The following is a 17,322-nucleotide window of genomic DNA, read 5'->3' on the forward strand; positions in this document are numbered from 1 at the left end:
GTGCATGGCGCCGGCGTTTCCGGCGATCTCAGCCGGCGAAGGCGAGACCGGGCCTCAGGAAGGCTGGCGTGGGCGGGGTGCCCCACATGTTGAGCCAGCGCCCGGCAAGCCCTTCGGTGATGTCCCAGGCGCGCGGTTCGTAGGTGGCGTCGTTGTCGATGCGGTCGAGCTCGATCGAGTTCTCGATCAGGCAGCCGTTGGGGTCGGCGTAATAGGTGAAGATATTGCCGCCGGCCCCGTGGCGGCCGGGGCCCCAGACCAGCGCCCGATCCTTGCGCGCCAGATTGTCGGCAATGCCCATCAGATCCTCCATGGCATGGAGGTCGAAGGCGTAATGATGCAGGCCGCTCTCGCCCGGCCCCATGGCGATGGTGTGGTGGTAGCCGTCCGCCGCCCGATACCAGCGAAGGCCTTCGTCGGCGGTCTTGTCGGACAGCTTCAGGCCCAGGGTCTTCTCGCAAAACTCGCCGAAGGCCAGGGTGTCGGGCGCGAAGGCATTGATATGCTCGATGCGCCGGGGGCGCGGTCCGCCGCCATAATTATAATGGCGCCGCTGATTGCGGGCGATGGGCGTATGAATTTCAAAGATGGCCTTGCCCGGCGCAACGATCCGCACGGCCTTGTCGTAATGGGGGCCGATGGGCCGGTCGCTCAGAACCGTCAGCCCATCCGACAGGGCGCGGCGATGCACCTCGTCGACCGCTTCCGGGCTCTCCGCCTCCAGGCCGATGGCGACGATGCTGGGCTCGCCGCGCACGTAGGTCACTTCGTGGTGACGTTCGTTGCTGGAGAGATAGACGGCATCGCCCGACTGCTCGGTGATGCGCAGGCCGACCACCTCCGCGAGATCCTGTGCCGCGGCCACCGGGTCCGGCGTGGAAACGACCACGTGTCCCATCTGGCGGATCAAATACGTCAAGAGTGCCTCCCGTTTGGCCTTGTGTTGGCTCTGTTCTGACTAATAATATATATTAGTCAATAAAAATATTTTTTATCCGAACCCGTGCGGCGGACGCCCCGCGCGCCAGCGGGCATCATCGCCTCATCGGAGGCGACAGGCCGAGTAGGGTTCCGATATCCATGAACAGCCCGGCATAAACGACGAAGCCATCCTTCATCCGGCTCGTCGAGTAATCGGCAAGAACCGTTGTGTTTGGGTTGATCATATAGGCTGCACCGACCTCGAAGATCCCAAATTTCGAGACCCCGAAGCGCGCATGAACGTCCACCTGGAAGGTATCTTGCGGCTGCGGCTCATAATTGCCGGAGAAGAACAGGCGCGCATTGGTTTCATACTCGGCCCGCTTTTGGCTGAGGCCGATATAATGCAGCGTCGCCCCAATGGACGTCATCGGGTTTTCGGCCCAGAACCCGCCATATTCGACGCCGCCATAAGCCTCCAGAGGATAGGACTGGCCCTCGCCGAAGGTATAGAACGCGCCGCCATAGACCGCCACGTTCTGGGGGAAAGGAGAGCCGTCTGGCGCACTCCAGACCACCTTGCGCGCCTGGGCGAACAGGCCGTTGGAGCCGCCGTCGTGCTCAATCACGATCTGGTTCGGGCCGAAGGTCGGGTTGCCCCAGCCCGTATTGTACAGGGCGTCCATGTACGGGGCGGAGGCGCGATAGGCGCCCACTTCATAGTTCAGCGGCAGCGCGCTCTGCATGAAGTTCTCGCGCTGGGCTACATGGAAGACGGCAGTATAGCCTTGGGAATTACCTTGCGCCCAATCCCAGCCGCTGCCGGTCTGCCAGTTTTGCGGATTATCCTCCGTGAGAACGGCGCCGATGGTCGTGGTGGGCGAGATGTTATATCCGACACGACCGCCCCAGACCGAAAGCGTGTTGCCGGGGGCATTCAGCACCAGTGGTCGGATCTGCGATATGCAGCCGAGGCCGCCGCAGAAATCGGGCCGGAAGAATTCCGGCCACATGTTGAGCCGCCCCACCTCAAGCTCCAGCTTTCCATCGAAGAACAGGCCCAAAATGGTCAGCCGCGTCAGATCCGTAAACGTGTCGATGACCGGAATGGTCGCAAAGAAGCTGTTCGATAGATTGAACAGATATTCATCCCCATTGTACATGGGAACGTTCAACGTCTCCTGCCACTTGACCTTGATCGTGTCCGACAGGTTGAACGTGGTGTCAAAGATGAGGAAGCCGTAATTCCCGGCCTCCCCCTGCGTGAAGCCGAAGTTGGGGGCGTTCGAGTACAGGTTGACGAAATCCAGCCGGATATCGACACCGGCCTTGCGCAGCGCGTCCCCCACCTCTGTCAATGCGCCCGAAGGCGGCGGGGATTGGCTAACGGCGTAAGGGTCGAAGTTCACCGTCACGTCCTGAGCGAGAGCCGGACCGTTCGTCGCAAGCCCGGCCCAAGCGGCCCCCAGCATCAGCGCCTTGAAGGTATCGATCTGCATTTCCTTACCCCCTGATTTATTTTGATTTTCGTCGCCACATGGCACAGGCGTGCGATAGGCGTCCGGCACCCGATCTGTGTCGGGCAACCCTGATGGAGCAGCCTTGATGGATGCGTGGAACCTGGCCCGGCCGGAGCGGCGGCTAAGACCTGGCGAGCCGCCTGCGCCAGAGGCGTTCGCCCATCACGCGTTGCCCTCGGCGACCGTCGCCCCCGCGGTCTGGCGGCTCGGCAGGAGGCGCCCCGCCGCGAGCAGCAGGGCCGCGATCACCGCCGTCGAAACGATCGCAGTGGCCAGGCTCACGCCCCCGTATCCCAGGATCTGGACCAGAACTCCGCCGACAAGTGGTCCGAGCGCGCCACCACCCATGGTGATGGCCGGATTGGCCGCAACCGCCCGACCTGTCGGCTCCACACGCGACATGAGGCCGAACAGGAAGGTGTGGGAGAAGATCATCACGAACGGGATGAAGCAGGCCGCAGCCGCATAGCCGGCCAAAGTGGTGGAACCGGTAAGGCCGAACGAGAGCGCGGCCTGAAGCAGGGCGCCGGCCATGCCCACATGGACAGGATTGAGCTTCCGCTCGAACAGCACCGCCAGCGGGGCCGACAGAAGGCTGATGAACGCGACAGCCACGAGCACCATGTTGACTGAGGAGGGCGGCCAGCCGCCGTCGCTTCCGATGCGCTCCACGAAGCTGAAATTCATCGACTGGTTGAAGTTCATGCCGAGAAGACCGGCGATGAGCAGCCACACCACCGGCTTGAAGCGTGGAGCTCGTGCCGGCGCGCCCGGCTCGGCCGCACGGGAGCGCACCGCGCCCTGGCTTGAGGGGAACAGCAAGAGATTGACGGCCGCCGCAATGGCCATGACCACCGCGAAGATGAGAAACAGGCTCCGCGGCTCGGTGCCGGCGATGATTTGCACGGTGAAGGTTACGAATATCACGCTGAAGATGCCGAAGCCGATGGTCGCATAGGCGAAGGTGCGGTGGGGATTGCGCGTGCGGCCGATGGTGCCGTGCGTGGCAGACAGAGCAACGCCGACGCAAAGTCCCGCGCATAGGTGCAGGACAAGAAAGGTCAGGAATCCAGAGGCAAACCAAAGACTTGCGAAGGCAAGGCTCGCCCCGGCAAATCCCAGCGCCGGCACCCACCGCATGGACATGCGATGAAACAGCGGCGCGAGGCAACTGCTGGCCGCGACCACGCCGATCAAAAAGGTGGTGACGAGCCCGCCCGCCTCAGCGGGGGCATATTTGTATCCAACCACCAACGCGCCTACCCAGATGGGCAGCGAAACCATGTCAATCATGCCGGCTGCGTGACCGACGACCAGCGCAATGCGCGTCGATACTGTGTCGATGTGCGTCATGTTCTTCTCCCCGACTTCAGGCGCCCTCAGGCGAAGGAGCCGAGCGGCCGCACGCCGCTCGGGCGTTCGGCAGCGACGCATGCGGGCGAGCGACACCGGGGGCGCGGGACAAGACCGCACCTCCGCTCTCCTCAAATGCATTGTCGGAAAGCTGTCGGCACGCTGGCGCGTGCCGCTTGGGGCAGAAGACGCGAGGCAAGGAACCCTCCCTTTGACATTTTTTTGATTGCAACTTTCGTCGCACGCACAAAAATCTATGTCAACAATAAAAATATATTATAAGGCGGCGGCCGGGCAGCATGAGGTGTTAGGGGCGCCGGGCGACGCGGCAAGCCGGGCGCAGCCGCCAGGACAGCGCCCGGCTACGCATCAAGCGTGCATCCGCCTCTGGATAAAGACAAGAACCTTAACGAAGTGCGCGCCGCGCATTCAGGGCTTGGGCGGGCGGCCCACGCGAGGGGGGCGGCGGCGCTCGCCGGGATCGAACGATGTGTCGGCATCGGATCCGGAGGTTTCGAGCGAGGTGCTATGGGACGAACCGTCTGCGGGTACGAAAGTCGGCGGAGGACCCCACTCCATGTCGAGGGCCGCCCTCAGCACCGCCATCCGATCGCTCCCGATCACCTCGGCGAGATGCGCCTCCAGCGCTTGCAGCGTATCGAAGATGACCCCCAATTCCTGGGCGCCGGAGGGGCTGAATTCCACCAGCGAAGCCCGCGCGTCGGCGGGGTCCGGCACGATGGAGATGCGCCCGGCAGCCTGCAGATCCGACAACATCAGGCTGACCGCCTGCTTGGTCACCCCGAGCGCGCGCGCCAGCCGGACCGGGCGGCGCTCCCCAAGCGCGATATTGATGAGGAGCATGGCCTGCGCCCTGGATACCGGCGTCTGCCCCATCCGCTGCTGCGTCTGCCGGAGGCCTTCGTCGAACCAGTAGATGGCGCGCAGGAGCTTGGGGAGGATGGTGGTCGTGGCGGAGTTCATCAGTCCCGTCTGCCCTGTCCGTTTCGCCGCTCTGCGTTCCTGCCTGTGGGCCACCGGCGCGCGCACCTTAAGGCGTGCGCCGATCCAGTTGAAGCGGGACGGCCCGGGCCCGCGCCCAACGTCGTGAAGGGGGAGAGGCCTAACCGGGCAAGCTGGGCGCACGTCGCCCTATCCTTCCCGGAGCCGCCCGCCAAAAGAGCTTCGCCAAACCATTGGCAGCAAAGCTCCTGCGCGCCAAGGGCCGGTTTGCAACAAAAATATATAGTCAATTATATTGACTATATTCCAATTCCGTGGACATCATCCAACCTGCCAACAATGACAAAGAAGAGCCGCCTGTCGGCCGATATGGGAGGACGAACGTGCAGCGATGTCACATCGCTGGCGGAACCGCTTGCTCGCGCTTTCAAGACTTCATCGGCCGACATCGGGCCCACAGGCCCGCGGCAACCGTAAGGCCGCGCGTCGTCGTGTGGCGCGCCCGCGGCCCGTCGTGTGACCCGGCCTCCCCGCCTTCCGCCCGGCGTGACGGGCGCGGACGCCACACCAATCCCGTCGGGAAGGGACATCTTTATGCCAGCACCCGTCAGCCGCGCCGAGCCGCGGCCACACGTCACCCGAGCGCCCGAAATCGGAAGCCTCAGCGCCGCTGGGCTTCCCGTGGAGGAGACCAGCCTCGCGCCCTATCTCTCCACACGGCCCACGGGCCGGGAGGCTGCGCCGCTCGCCCGCGTCCGCCCGCGAAATGTCGATGACATCGCCGCCGTGGTCCGCTGGGCGCGGCAACACGGCGTGCCCCTCACCACCGTCAGTTCAGGACCCGGAGCGCGGAGCCGCGGGGCGACCGCCGAGCGGCCCACCGTGGTGGTGGACCTGAGCGGCATGGACCGCCTCCTCAAGGTGGACCCGCAGGATGCCGTGGCCGTCCTGGAGCCCGGCGTCACCTTCGGCCGCATCGATTCCCTCCTCGCCCCCCACGGCCTGCGCGCCTTCAAGCCGCTGCTGCCGCGCGCCGGCAAGTCGGTCCTGGCAAGCTATCTGGAGCGCGAGCCCAATCTGCAGTCGTTCGAGCAGTGGGACGTGCTCGATCCGTTCGGCGGTGCCCAGCTGGTGTTCGGAACCGGCGACACGTTCCGCACCGGCGGCGCCGCCATCAGCGGCTCCCTCGACGACAATTGGAAGGCCGGCCTGCGCTATCTCCAGGCCATCGGCCCCGGCGGCACGGATTTCCTGCGCGTCGTCCAGGGATCACAGGGCACGCTGGCCATTCTCGCCTGGGCGGCGATCCTGTGCGAACGCGTGCCACACCTGGAAGAGGCACGCTTCATCGGCGCCGACAGCCTTGCCCCGCTGGCACGCCTTTCGGCCGAATTGCACCGCAGGCGCATTGGCATGGCGACCTTCATCGCCAGCAATCTGCACCTTGCATCGGTGCTGGAGACGGAGCCCTCCCGCATTGCGGAACTGGCCGCGCGACTGCCCGCCTTCGTGCTTTATGTGCAACTCACCGCGGCCTCTGAATTTCCCGAGGACAAGATCGCCTACCAGTTGGACGATCTCGGGCGGCTCGCGGCGGAAGCGGGCCTGAGCGCGACCCGCGAGCTCGCCGGGCATTCCGCCGGCACCATCGCAACCCTGCAGTCCCGTCCGCCGGAGGACTGCTACAAGGATCGCCTCGCGGGCGCGCATCGCAGCGTGTTCTTCCTGACGCAGATGGATGGGGCTGACCGCTTCGTCGCGCTGGCGCAGGAGCAGGCCGGCATGCAGCCTGGCGCGCGGGTCGCCATCCATGTCCAGCCGCGCCTGCATGGCCGCAACTGCCATGTGGAGCTGGTGCTGCCGTATGACCCGGCCTCGGCGTCGCAGGCCGCCGCCGCGGAAGCCCTCGCCGGGGAGCTGGCGCAGGCCTGCTGCGCCCAGGGCGGCTTCTTCAGCCGGCCCTACGGGGCATGGGCGGACATGGCCCTCGCCCGCAACCCGACCATCAAGCCGCTGCTGCGTGAGACGAAATCCATCTTCGATCCGGACCACATTCTCAATCCCGGAAGGCTCTGCTTCCAATGACCGACGCCAGCCCCACCCTCGAAGCCCTTCACGACAAGGTCGCAAGCTGCACCCGCTGCACCTTCTGCAAATGGGTGCCGGAAGTCCGCAACGAGCGGTTCGCGGAAATCTGTCCCAGCGTCCAGCACGGCAAGTTCTTCTCGCACACGGCCGGCGGAAAGCTGATCGCAGCCTATGCGCTGCTTCATGGACGCATCGACTATACGCCGGACTTCATCCGCAACGTCTATTCCTGTTCCATGTGCGGCGGTTGCGACACCAGTTGCAAGACGTTGTTCGCGGAGTTCGTCGAGCCGCTCGACTCGCTCTATGCGCTGCGGCGGAAAGTGACGGCGGACGGATACGCCCCCGCACCGCTACGCGAAATACTGGATCATCTGGGCAAGACGGGTAACGCCCGGGGTCTGCCGGCCGCGCGGCGCGCAGATTGGCTCGCCGGTATGGATCTGAAGCAGACCGCCGCCGGCCGGGCGCCGGTGCTCTTCCATATCGGCGATGCCGCCTTCGACGCGGAGGAATGGCCGTTCATCCGCCACGTCGCATCCGCGCTTGCCCGCCACGGCGTAGACTTCGCCGTGGGGGGCGCGGACGAGCCGGACACCGGCGGCCTCGCCTACGACATCGGGGATCAGGACCTCGCGGCGGCACTGGCGCGGCAGACCCGCGCGTGGGTGGAAAAGAGCGGTGCCCGCACGCTCATCACCTATAGCGACGACGCCTTTTCCGCATTCCTGAACATCTATCCCCGCCTCCGGCTCTCTCTCGGCGACGTCCGGATCGTCCATGTCTCCCAATGGCTGGCGCAGCACCCCGAGGCGGCAGCCGGGGGGACGGGCGACGTCGTGACCTATCACGATTCCTGTCGCCTCGGACGGCTCGGCGAGGAGCGCCAGCCCTGGGAGGGTGAGACGGTGATCGTATACAATTCGCTGCCCGCCCGCTCTCCGGAAGGGGAGCTGCATCTCGGCGTCCACGGCGTCTACGAGCCGCCCCGCCAAGTGCTGAAGGCGGCGGGAGCGCAGATCGTGGAGATGGAACGCATCCGGGAATTCGCCTTCTGCTGCGGCGCAGGCGGCGGCGGCAAGCAGGCGAACCCCGAGTTCGCCCGCGCCGCGGCCCGCCACCGTCTCCAGGAGGCGGAGAGCACGGGCGCGCAGATCCTCGTGACCAGTTGCACGGCGTGCAGCCACCACATGAAGGAGGTGGCGGACGCCGAACGCTCCTCCATCAAGGTTCTCGGGCTGGTGGAATATCTCCACGCCCGACAGGCCACGCCGGCGCTCGCCGCCCTGTCCGCCGGAGAATGACGATGCCGCACGACCGCAACGAAGTCCTTCAGGCGCTTCAGTCGATCGTCGGCGAGGCCAATGCCACGAACGATCCGAGCGTCATCTGCAGCTATGCGTGGAATGCCGGCGTCGGCTCCATGCCGGGCCCGAAATTTCTCAAGAACTGGCCCATCGCCGTGGTGATGCCGGGCACCACCGAGGACGTGGCCGCCATCATCAAGTGCTGCGTGGCGCGCGGGCTGTCGTTCCGCCCGCTAAGTTCCGGCAACGGCGGAACCTATCTCAGCGCCAGCGAGAACGTGGTGGTGCTGGACCTGTGCCGCATGAACCGCCTCGTGAAGCTGGATGCCGCCAACCAGATGGCGGTGATCGAACCCTATGTGACGGCAGGACGGCTGCAGGCGGAGGCCATGAAGGTGGGCCTCACCTGCCATATCGTCGGGGCGGGGCCGTCCCACTCGCCGCTGGCCTCAGCCACTTCATTTCTCGGGGTCGGCATCACCGGCTCAAGCACCGGTGCAAATTTTCGGAACATCCTGGGCATCGAGTGGGTGACGCCCACGGGCGACATCGTTCGCATCGGCGCGCTGGGAGGGGACGACGACTGGTTCAGCGAAGAGGGGCCGGGGCCAGGCCTGCGTGGCATGATCCGCGGGCTGATCGGCGCCAATGGCGGCCTCGGCGTGTTCACGCGCATCGGCTACAAGCTCTATCCGTGGGCCGGCCCGCCGCGCATCGCCATCACCGGGACCAGTCCCATGAAGGGCATGGCGCTGGAGCCCAACATGCGCCTGTTCCTGCCCGTCTGGGATACGGTGGAGCAGATGCGCGACGCGAGCTTCCGGCTGAACCGGGCTGGCGTGGCCTTCGCCCTGTTGCGCATGCCGCCGAACCACATCGGCTGGACGCTGACGGCGAGCAATGGCGAATATGCGCGCTTGCGCGAGGCCGGCCAACTGCCGGAATGCGCCCGGCCCGAGCACCGCTTCGGCTGGCAGGTTCTCACCATCGGCCATTCGCCGGGAGAGACCGCCTATCAGGAAAAGACGGTCCGGCACATCGTCTCCGACACCGGCGGGCGGATGCTACCCATAGAGCAAAAAGACGCCGAGATGCTGGTTCGGACCCTCGTGACGTCGCTCTACGTAAGCCGCGTGTTCCGTGGTGCCGGCGCGGGAGGCACGAGCTTCGGCGTCATGGATACCTTCAACCTGCTGCCGGACGTGATCCGTGCCAGTGAACAGCTCATGGCGAAGGAAAAGAAGCCGGGCCGCTACTTCGCGGCCGATGGCGACGAAGGGTGCTGGGTCTGGCCCACCGAGAGCCGCCAGCTCTGGACCGAGAATATCCTCGCCTCCCAGGCCGGCACGGTGCGCGGTGTCGCCGCCGGCTGGAAGGGCTTCCTGAGGCACCTGAATCTGGTGGACCGCAACCCGCGCCTCGGCCTCATGGCGTTCATGGCCGGGCCGCTCATCGAACTGTTCGGGCCGCGCTACAGCGATGTCCCCACCTGGATGCGGCGCATCAAGCGGCGGCTCGATCCGCCGGGGCTTGCGGATTCCACGGTCCATGTGGGGATCAAGGAGCTTCCTATCGCGAAATCGTGGCCGACACTGCAGAAGATCGCCTTCTCGACCGCCGGAGCACCAGCGCTTCATCTGCTCTGCCTGCTGCTCGGCGTCGCGAGCAGGAAGGAAAAGCTGCCCAAGCGCAAGTCGTGACCGGCGCCCATCCGGCGCTTCGGCATCTGGGGCCGCGCCCCGGATGCCGTCGGCCCGCCGTACGCGACGGGCGACCTGCGCCTTCCTCTTCCGCATCCTGCAGGAAACCCCGCCCATGAAACTCTACCAGCTTCCAGGTTCATGCTCCGACGCCCCGGCCATCGTTCTGGCCGAGGCGGGAATTTCCGTCGACCTGCTGACCGTCGATCTCAGGCAGAAGACGCTCGCGGACGGGTCCAGCTTTCTGGCGGTCAACCCCAAGGGGCAGGTTCCGGCTCTCGTTCTGGACACCGGCGACGTGCTGACAGAGAACGCCGTCATCCTTCAGTATCTGGCAGACCAGGCCCCGCAGACGGGCCTTCTGCCACCCCACACCGACCCGCGCCGCTATCGCGTTCTGGAGTGGCTGAACTACATCGCCACCGAGCTTCACAAGACTTTTTCGCCGCTCAACCGGCCGAACACGCCCCCGGATTTTCGCGACCTGACGAAGACGGCCCTGCTGCCGCGGGTGTTCGGCGTTCTCGACCGCAGGCTGGGGGAGAGCGCATATCTGGCCGGCGATGACTTCACCATCGCCGACGCCTACGCCTTCGTCACCCTCGGCTGGGCCGGGCGTCAGGACATCGACCTGTCCCCCTGGCCGAACATTTCCGCCTACCTCGCGCGGGTCGGCAGCCGGCCTTCCGTCCAATCGGTGGCGGCAAGGCGGACCGCGGTGCCGGCGTAGCCGCCGATGCTCGCAGAACTCACGACAGACGGGAGAAGGCGATGACAGATCTGTTCAACGACTACAGCATGACCATCGACGGCGCGGCGGTCGTCACCGAAACGCGCTCCGGCGTCATCAATCCGGCGACGGAAACGGTCATTGCGACGGTGCCCGACGCCGGGCCGGAGCTGCTGGACGCGGCCGTCGCCGCGGCGCAGGGTGCCTTCCCGACCTGGTCCAGCCGGCCCTGGGGCGAGCGGGCGGCCCTCGTTGCCCGCATCGGCGACGTGATCGAGGCCCATGCCGAGGATTTCAAGCGCCTGCTGACGCTCGAACAGGGCAAGGCCCGCGCCGGTGCGGAATGGGAGATCGGCGGATCGATCGTATGGTGCCGGGAGATCGCGACCCAGGTCCTGCCGACCCATAGGGAAGAGGCCGAGGCGCGCACGGTGGAGACGCGCCGCGTGCCCCATGGCGTGGTGGGCGGCATCACGCCCTGGAACTTCCCGCTGCTGCTTGCCGTCTGGAAGATCGCACCCGCGCTGCTTGCCGGCAACACCATGGTACTGAAGCCGTCGCCCTTCACGCCCCTGTGCACGCTCAAGCTGGGAGAATTGCTGCGGGATGTGCTGCCCCCGGGCGTGCTCAACATCGTCTCCGGCGGCAACGACCTCGGCGCCGCCATGACGGCGCATCCCGGCATCGGCAAGATCAGCTTCACCGGCTCGACCGCAACGGGGCGCCGCATCATGCAGGCCGCATCCGGCAACCTGAAGCGCCTCACCCTGGAACTCGGAGGCAACGACCCCGCCATCGTGCTGCCGGACGTGGACGTGAAGACCACGGCAGAGAAGCTGTTCTGGGCCGCCTTCCAGAACAGCGCCCAATTCTGCGTCGCCGCCAAGCGGCTCTATATCCATGACGACATCTATGACGACCTGTCGGCGGCACTGGTGGACTACGCCGCCGGGATCAGGATCGGCGACGGGCTGGAGCAGGGCACGGACCTTGGCCCGATCCAGAATGCCATGCAGTTCGCCAAGCTGAAGGACCTGATCGCGGACGCCCGCGAGACCGGGCTGACCTTCCTGTGCGGCGGCGACATTCCCGACGGGCGGGGCTATTTCGTGCCCGTCACGCTCATCGACAACCCGCCCGAGACCTCCCGCGTGGTGACGGAGGAGGCCTTCGGACCGGTCCTGCCGCTGCTGCGCTTCCGGGAGGTTGAGGATGTGATCGCGCGTGCGAACGCAACCGAATACGGCCTTGCCGCCTCGGTCTGGACGGCGGACATCGCGCGCGGCGAAGAGATCGCAGCGCGCCTTGAGGCGGGAACGGTCTGGATCAACGAGATCCACACCTTCTCCCCCCACGTGGCTTTCGGTGGCCGCAAACAATCGGGGCTCGGCGTCGAGAATGCAATCGAGGGCCTCGCGGAATATACGAGCATCCAGACAATCGTCACCCACAGGGCGTAAGGTTAGACGTTTGATCCGCGACCGGCGCGGTCGCGCCCCTGCCGATCCAGGCAGAGGTCACGATCCGCCAACGCGTGCGGCGAGGCGCAGGAGAAGCTCCCGAAACCAGAAATGTCGCGCGTCGTCATGGGTGATGGCGCCCCAGGCCAGCATCATTTCGAAACTGCTGCAGGCATTGCCGAGCTGCTGCAGCGGCAGGTGGCTCTGGAGGCGCGCCAGCAGGCGCGCCGGCATCGTCGCCACCGCGCCGGTCTCCAGCGCGACAAGTGCGGGCACGCAGAATTGCTCCACCATGATCGTTGAAGACGCGGCGCTCCGCTTGCCGGTCTCGGTTACAAAGTCTCCGCGACCACCGGGGTCGGGATACCATTGAGGCTCGAACGACACTTGCCCCCATGGAGCGATGTCGTCTTCGCTGACCACATCGCGTGCAGCCAGCGGGTGATCGCGCCGCACCACGAGGACATGCTCCTCCTTCCACAACAGCGCAGATTGATCCGACGGCCATTGCAGGGCAACGAGCGCGCCTCGTGGAATGACGACGAAATCGGCAGCCCCCTCGCTCAGCGCATCCATCGAATGGCCTGAGTGATTGACAAAGTGAACACTCAACCCGGGCGCCTCCGCGCGCAAAGCATCATGCAGCGCTGGACCGAGGAGGGCCGCACCGTAGTCGGAAGCGGCCATCACAAAACATCTGCGGGCATCCCAGAGATCGCTTCCCGCCCCTTCAAACAGCCGAGTGAGTCCGGCGCAAAGGTCGTTGACCGGGGTGATCAGTGATTCGGCGCGCGGCGTCAGCGACATGCGTTGGCCAACCCGGACAAGAAGCGGGTCGTCGAGCACCGTCGCAGTGAACAAGGCCGGAAACTCCAACCTCCGGCTCTCACAGGAATGGTCTCGGATCAATCTTGGTCCTTGTAGGGCCGGGATGCGGGCGGTCGAGCGCCGGTCATAAGGGTGCGGGATTTTCCGGTGCCGGCTCGACGGGATGCAGCGCCGATATCCCCCGAGTGCTCCCGCCGTGGCCTATTGGACGGCAGCCGGAGCAGCCGCGCCTTCGCCTTCCTCGCGGCGGTGGGTCTGGCCCATCAGCACATAGGCGGTGGGCACCACATAGAGGGTGAACAGCGTGCCGATGGCGAGGCCGGTGGCGATGACGAGGCCGAGATTGTAGCGCGAGGCGGCGCCCGCGCCGGAGGCGAAGATCAGCGGCACGACGCCGAGCACCATGGCCGCCGTCGTCATCAGGATCGGCCGCAGCCGGAGCGTCGCGGCCTCCACGATGGCCTCGCGCTTGGACTTGCCGGCGAGCTGCAGCTCGTTCGCCACCTCCAGCATCAAAATGCCGTGCTTGCTGATGAGCCCCATGAGCGTGGTGAGCCCCACCTGGGTATAGATGTTGATGCTGGCCCCGCCGATGCCCACGCTGATGAACAGGAGCGCCCCGGCGAGCGACATGGGCACCGACAGCAGGATCACCACCGGATCGCGAAAGCTGTTGAACAAAGCGGCAAGGGACAGGAAGATCACGATCAGCGCAAAGGCGAAGGTGGTGACGAAGCCGCCGCTCTCCTGCACATACTGCCTTGAGGCGCCGCCGAAATCGAGCGTGTAGCCCATGGGCAGGGTGCGCTTGGCAAGATCCTTGAGCGCCACGATGGCGTCGCCCGTGGTGACGCCGGGCGCGACCACGCCGGAGATGGTGGCAGCATTCACCTGCTGGAAGTGGTTGAGGGATTCCGGCACGGTCCTGGTCTCGATGCGCGCCACCGTCGACAGGGGGATCATGGTCCCGTCGCTCATGCGCATGTAATAATCAAGCACCTGGTCCGTATTGAGCCGCGCCTCCTGCTTCACCTGCGGGATAACCTTGTAGGAGCGGCCGTCCAGGCTGAAATAATTGACGTAGCCACCGCCCAGGAGCGAGGAGAGCGCACCGCCCACGTCGCTCATGTTGAGGCCGAGCAGCGACGTCTTTTCGCGATCTATGACGATGGAGGCCTGCGGTTGATCGATTTTCAAATCGTTGTTGAGGAAGATGAAAAGGCCCGTGTCCAGCGCCTCCTGAAGGAACTTGGACGCCACGTCATTCAGCTTGTCGAACCCGTCCGAGGTCCCGATCACGATCTGCATGGGCAGACCATTGGAGCCCGGCAGCGGTGATTGCTGGAAAGCGACGATCTTCTGCCCCGCCACCTGATTCAGCTCCTGTTGGATGACAGGCTGGAGCTGCTTGGTGGTGGCCTTGCGCTCGTCCCACGGCTTCAGCACCCAGCCGGCAATGCTGGTGCCGGTGCTCTCCACCTGGAACACCGTCTCGGTCTCGGGATGCTTCTGGAAGATTTCGAAGGTCTGCCGATTGTAAAGCTGCTTCTGCTGCAGCGTCGCGTTCGGGGCGGAGATGCTCTGGGCGAGGATGATGCCCTGGTCCTCCTCCGGCGCCAGCTCGCTCTGGGCCGTGCCGTAGAGCCAGTAGACGCTGCACAGCACGAGGCCGGCGAACACCGCGGTGACGGGCATATAGTTGAGCGCGCCCTTGAGCGAGCGGGAATAGGCGGCCGTGACGGCGCCCATCACCCGGTCCACCGCCAGCACCATGCGGGATTCCAGATCCCCGCCTGCATGGTCCACCGGCTTCAGCATGTAAGCGGACATCATCGGCGTCAGGGTCAGCGCCACCACGGCCGAGATCGTCACCGCGCCCACCAGCGTGAAGGCGAACTCGGTGAAGAGGGCGCCGGTGAGCCCGCCCTGGAAGCCGATGGGCACATAGACGGCGATCAGCACCACGGTCATGGCGATGATGGGACTTGCGAGCTGCCGCGCCGAGGCAAAGGCGGCCTGAAGCGCGCTCATCCCCTCTTCCATGTGATGGTTGACGCTCTCCACCACGATGATGGCGTCGTCCACCACGAGGCCGATGGCGAGCACGAGGGCCAGCAGCGTGAGCAGATTGATGCTGAAGCCGAAGGCCAGCATCATCAGGAAGGTGCCGATCAGCGACAGCGGAATGGCGATGACCGGGATGAGCACCGACCGCCAGGAACCGAGGAAGGCGAACACCACCAGGGTGACGATGGCGAGTGCCTCCACCAGCGTGTGGATCACCTCCTCGATGGAGGAGTTCACGAAAGCGGAGGAATCGTAGATCACGCCCATGGAAAGGCCGGTGGGCAGCTGGCTCTCGATGTCCGGCAGCACCGCGCGAACGCCCTTGATGACATCGAGCAGATTGGCGGCGGGGGCAATCTGGATGCCGATATAGACCGACTCCCGGCCATTGAACATGGTGGCGGACTCATAATCGTCGGCGCCGAGGGTGACGTTGGCCACGTCCTTCAGACGCACGATGGCGCCGTTCGCCTGCTTGACGATGAGGTTCTTGAACTCGTCCACATTGTGCAGGCTGGTGGAGGCGGTGAGGTTCACCTGCACCATCTGGCCCTTGGTGTTGCCGAGGCTGGCGATATAGTCGTTGTTGCTGAGCGCGGTGGAGACCTCGGAGGCGGTGACGCCATAGGCCGCGAGGCGGATCGGGTCCAGCCAGGCGCGCATGGCGAAGGTCTTGCTGCCGAGCAGTTCCGCAGTCTGCACCCCCTGCACGGCCTGCAGCTTCGGCTGCACCACGCGGATCAGGTAATCGGTGATCTGGTTGGCGGCGATGGCCTCGCTGCGGAAGCCGATATACATGGCGTCGATGGTCTGCCCCACCTTCACCGTCAGCACCGGCTGCTGGGTGCCGGAGGGCAATTGGTTGAGCACCGAATTGACCTTGGTGTTGATCTCGGTGAGCGCCTTGCCGGTATCGTAGTTGAGCCGCAGGTTGGCGGTGATGGTGCTGGTGCCGGTGGTGCTGGTGGAGGTCATGTAGTCGATGCCGTTCGCCTGGGCGATGGCATTTTCCAAAGGCGTCGTGATGAAGCCCGCCACCACGTCCGGATCGGCACCGGGATAGGTGGTCGAGACGGTGACGATGGCATTCTGCGTGCGCGGATACTGCAGGATGGGCATGGAGCCCATGGCGCGCAGGCCCAGCACCAGGATCATCAGGCTGACCACGATCGCCAGCACCGGCCGGCGGATGAAGATGTCGGTGAAAGACGACACGGGCGCCTCCGCTCAGCGATCGGTAATGGAGGGAGAGGGATTATCGGTAGGCAGCACTGCGTTGTTCACGCTGACCTGCGATCCGTTGTGCAGCTTCATCTGGCCGGCCACGACGATCTGGTCGCCCGCCTTGATGCCCGAGGTGACGGCGATCTGGTCGCCGCGGGTCGCGCCGGTCTTCACGAACACCTGCTTGGCGGCGAGGCCCGTCGCAGACCCTTCCTTCTTCTCCACCAGATAGATGATGTCGCCGTAGGGATTGGCCATCACCGCCGTCTGCGGCACCGTCACGAAGTCGTCGGGCGCGCCGACCGAAACCTCGACGGTCGCGAACATGCCGGGGGTGAGGCGGTGGTCGTCGTTCCTGAACTCAGCGCGCAGCTGCACGTTGCGCGAGGTGACATCCACCTTGGGACTGATGGCCGTCACAATGCCCTCGAACGCATGCCCGGGATAGGTGTCCACGGTGGCCTTCACGCTCTGCCCCGTCTTCACCTCGGCGAGGGCCTGCTGCGGCAGGTAGAAGTCGATGAAGATGGGGTTGAGCGATTGCAGCGTCACCACCGTCGTGCCCGCGCTCACATATTGGCCGAGATCGACGGAGCGGATGCCGAGCCGGCCGGAGAAGGGCGCCTTCAGCGTCTTCTTGTCCACCACCGCCTGCTGCTCGGCCACCTGGGCCAGCGCCTTCTTGAGGTTGGCGGTGTCGCTGTCGATGGTCGCCTGGCTCACCGCGTGGATCTTCAACTGCTCCTGGTCGCGGTTGAGGATGATGGCGCTGACGTCGGCCGTCGCCTTCAGGGCGGCGAGATTGGCCACTTCCTGCTCGTCGCGCAGCTGGAGCAGGATCTGCCCCTCGCGCACCTCGTCACCGGACTTGAAATTGATCTTCGCCACCGTGCCCGAGCTTTCCAGCGCGAGGTCGGCGCCCGCCTCGGCACGGACACTGCCCACCGCCTTGACGGTGGATTGCCACGGTGTAAGCGCGGCCACCGTGGTGGCGATGGTCTGCGGCGGGTCGCGCAGCGAGGCCAGCGCCTGCTTGATCATGGTCGCCTTGAAGAGCTGGAAGCCGTAGAGCGCCCCGAAAACCAGGGCGACGGCGGCCAGCATGAGCATCATCCGTTTCTTCATCTGCCGTCTCTCCTTGCGGCTGCGGCGCAGGGGCGT

At 65.4% G+C, this 17,322-nt stretch carries 12 protein-coding genes; 5 read left to right on the forward strand and 7 right to left on the reverse strand.

Features of this window, described 5'->3' with window-relative positions; all coding sequences use genetic code 11:
* Window positions 1-28: 28 nt before the first annotated feature.
* The 4 genes from ACI7BZ_RS18865 to ACI7BZ_RS18880 all read right to left on the reverse strand — a co-directional run bounded on the left by ACI7BZ_RS18865 (window position 29) and on the right by ACI7BZ_RS18880 (window position 4,778).
* Entirely contained in the window at window positions 29-919 is an 891-nt protein-coding gene (locus ACI7BZ_RS18865; protein WP_414118670.1) for a VOC family protein, read from the reverse strand.
* 115 nt (window positions 920-1,034) lie between these two features.
* Window positions 1,035-2,420, reverse strand: a complete 1,386-nt coding sequence (locus ACI7BZ_RS18870) for a carbohydrate porin (RefSeq protein ID WP_414118671.1) — start codon at window positions 2,418-2,420, stop codon at window positions 1,035-1,037.
* Window positions 2,421-2,603: 183 nt separating this feature from the next.
* Entirely contained in the window at window positions 2,604-3,794 is a 1,191-nt protein-coding gene (locus ACI7BZ_RS18875) for an MFS transporter (protein ID WP_414118672.1), read from the reverse strand.
* Between the two features lie 429 nt (window positions 3,795-4,223).
* On the reverse strand, window positions 4,224-4,778 hold the full coding sequence (locus tag ACI7BZ_RS18880; protein WP_414118673.1) for a MarR family winged helix-turn-helix transcriptional regulator: 555 nt from the start codon (window positions 4,776-4,778) through the stop codon (window positions 4,224-4,226).
* A 660-nt stretch (window positions 4,779-5,438) separates the two neighbouring features.
* On the opposite strand from ACI7BZ_RS18880, the gene ACI7BZ_RS18885 reads away from it, so the two are divergent.
* The 5 genes from ACI7BZ_RS18885 to ACI7BZ_RS18905 all read left to right on the forward strand — a co-directional run bounded on the left by ACI7BZ_RS18885 (window position 5,439) and on the right by ACI7BZ_RS18905 (window position 12,042).
* A complete protein-coding gene (locus ACI7BZ_RS18885) occupies window positions 5,439-6,842 on the forward strand; it encodes an FAD-binding oxidoreductase (protein WP_414118674.1) in 1,404 nt (467 codons plus the stop codon).
* Window positions 6,839-8,149: a (Fe-S)-binding protein gene (locus tag ACI7BZ_RS18890; RefSeq protein WP_414118675.1), complete on the forward strand. Its 1,311-nt coding sequence runs from the start codon at window positions 6,839-6,841 to the stop codon at window positions 8,147-8,149. Before ACI7BZ_RS18885 ends, ACI7BZ_RS18890 begins: the two co-directional genes overlap by 4 nt.
* 2 nt (window positions 8,150-8,151) lie before the next feature.
* The gene (locus ACI7BZ_RS18895; protein WP_414118676.1) at window positions 8,152-9,852 is read left to right on the forward strand and encodes an FAD-binding oxidoreductase; all 1,701 of its coding nucleotides are present in this window, start codon (window positions 8,152-8,154) and stop codon (window positions 9,850-9,852) included.
* Between the two features lie 115 nt (window positions 9,853-9,967).
* The gene (gstA, locus tag ACI7BZ_RS18900) at window positions 9,968-10,582 is read left to right on the forward strand and encodes a glutathione transferase GstA (protein WP_414118677.1); all 615 of its coding nucleotides are present in this window, start codon (window positions 9,968-9,970) and stop codon (window positions 10,580-10,582) included.
* Between the two features lie 41 nt (window positions 10,583-10,623).
* On the forward strand, window positions 10,624-12,042 hold the full coding sequence (locus ACI7BZ_RS18905) for an aldehyde dehydrogenase family protein (RefSeq protein ID WP_414118678.1): 1,419 nt from the start codon (window positions 10,624-10,626) through the stop codon (window positions 12,040-12,042).
* 57 nt (window positions 12,043-12,099) lie between these two features.
* Here ACI7BZ_RS18905 and ACI7BZ_RS18910 read toward each other — a convergent pair whose 3' ends face one another.
* The 3 genes from ACI7BZ_RS18910 to ACI7BZ_RS18920 all read right to left on the reverse strand — a co-directional run bounded on the left by ACI7BZ_RS18910 (window position 12,100) and on the right by ACI7BZ_RS18920 (window position 17,286).
* Window positions 12,100-12,903: a LysR substrate-binding domain-containing protein gene (locus tag ACI7BZ_RS18910; protein ID WP_414118679.1), complete on the reverse strand. Its 804-nt coding sequence runs from the start codon at window positions 12,901-12,903 to the stop codon at window positions 12,100-12,102.
* A 168-nt stretch (window positions 12,904-13,071) separates the two neighbouring features.
* Complete coding sequence (locus tag ACI7BZ_RS18915; RefSeq protein ID WP_414119214.1) at window positions 13,072-16,092, reverse strand: efflux RND transporter permease subunit; 3,021 nt, start codon at window positions 16,090-16,092, stop codon at window positions 13,072-13,074.
* A 72-nt stretch (window positions 16,093-16,164) separates the two neighbouring features.
* A complete protein-coding gene (locus ACI7BZ_RS18920) occupies window positions 16,165-17,286 on the reverse strand; it encodes an efflux RND transporter periplasmic adaptor subunit (RefSeq protein ID WP_414118680.1) in 1,122 nt (373 codons plus the stop codon).
* Between the last annotated feature and the right edge of the window lie 36 nt (window positions 17,287-17,322).

This window comes from Xanthobacter sp. AM11, from assembly GCF_047444035.1.
In the GTDB taxonomy this organism is placed as follows: Bacteria; Pseudomonadota; Alphaproteobacteria; order Rhizobiales; family Xanthobacteraceae; genus Xanthobacter.

Bases quoted from the DNA above. Each gene is read 5' to 3' on its own strand.
- ACI7BZ_RS18870 (WP_414118671.1), bottom strand. From the start codon at position 2,420: ATGCAGATCGATACCTTCAAGGCGCTGATGCTGGGGGCCGCTTGGGCC.
- ACI7BZ_RS18875 (WP_414118672.1), bottom strand. From the start codon at position 3,794: ATGACGCACATCGACACAGTATCGACGCGCATTGCGCTGGTCGTCGGT.
- ACI7BZ_RS18880 (WP_414118673.1), bottom strand. From the start codon at position 4,778: ATGAACTCCGCCACGACCACCATCCTCCCCAAGCTCCTGCGCGCCATC.
- ACI7BZ_RS18890 (WP_414118675.1), top strand. From the start codon at position 6,839: ATGACCGACGCCAGCCCCACCCTCGAAGCCCTTCACGACAAGGTCGCA.
- ACI7BZ_RS18895 (WP_414118676.1), top strand. From the start codon at position 8,152: ATGCCGCACGACCGCAACGAAGTCCTTCAGGCGCTTCAGTCGATCGTC.
- gstA (WP_414118677.1), top strand. From the start codon at position 9,968: ATGAAACTCTACCAGCTTCCAGGTTCATGCTCCGACGCCCCGGCCATC.
- ACI7BZ_RS18905 (WP_414118678.1), top strand. From the start codon at position 10,624: ATGACAGATCTGTTCAACGACTACAGCATGACCATCGACGGCGCGGCG.
- ACI7BZ_RS18915 (WP_414119214.1), bottom strand. From the start codon at position 16,092: ATGATCCTGGTGCTGGGCCTGCGCGCCATGGGCTCCATGCCCATCCTG.
- ACI7BZ_RS18920 (WP_414118680.1), bottom strand. From the start codon at position 17,286: ATGAAGAAACGGATGATGCTCATGCTGGCCGCCGTCGCCCTGGTTTTC.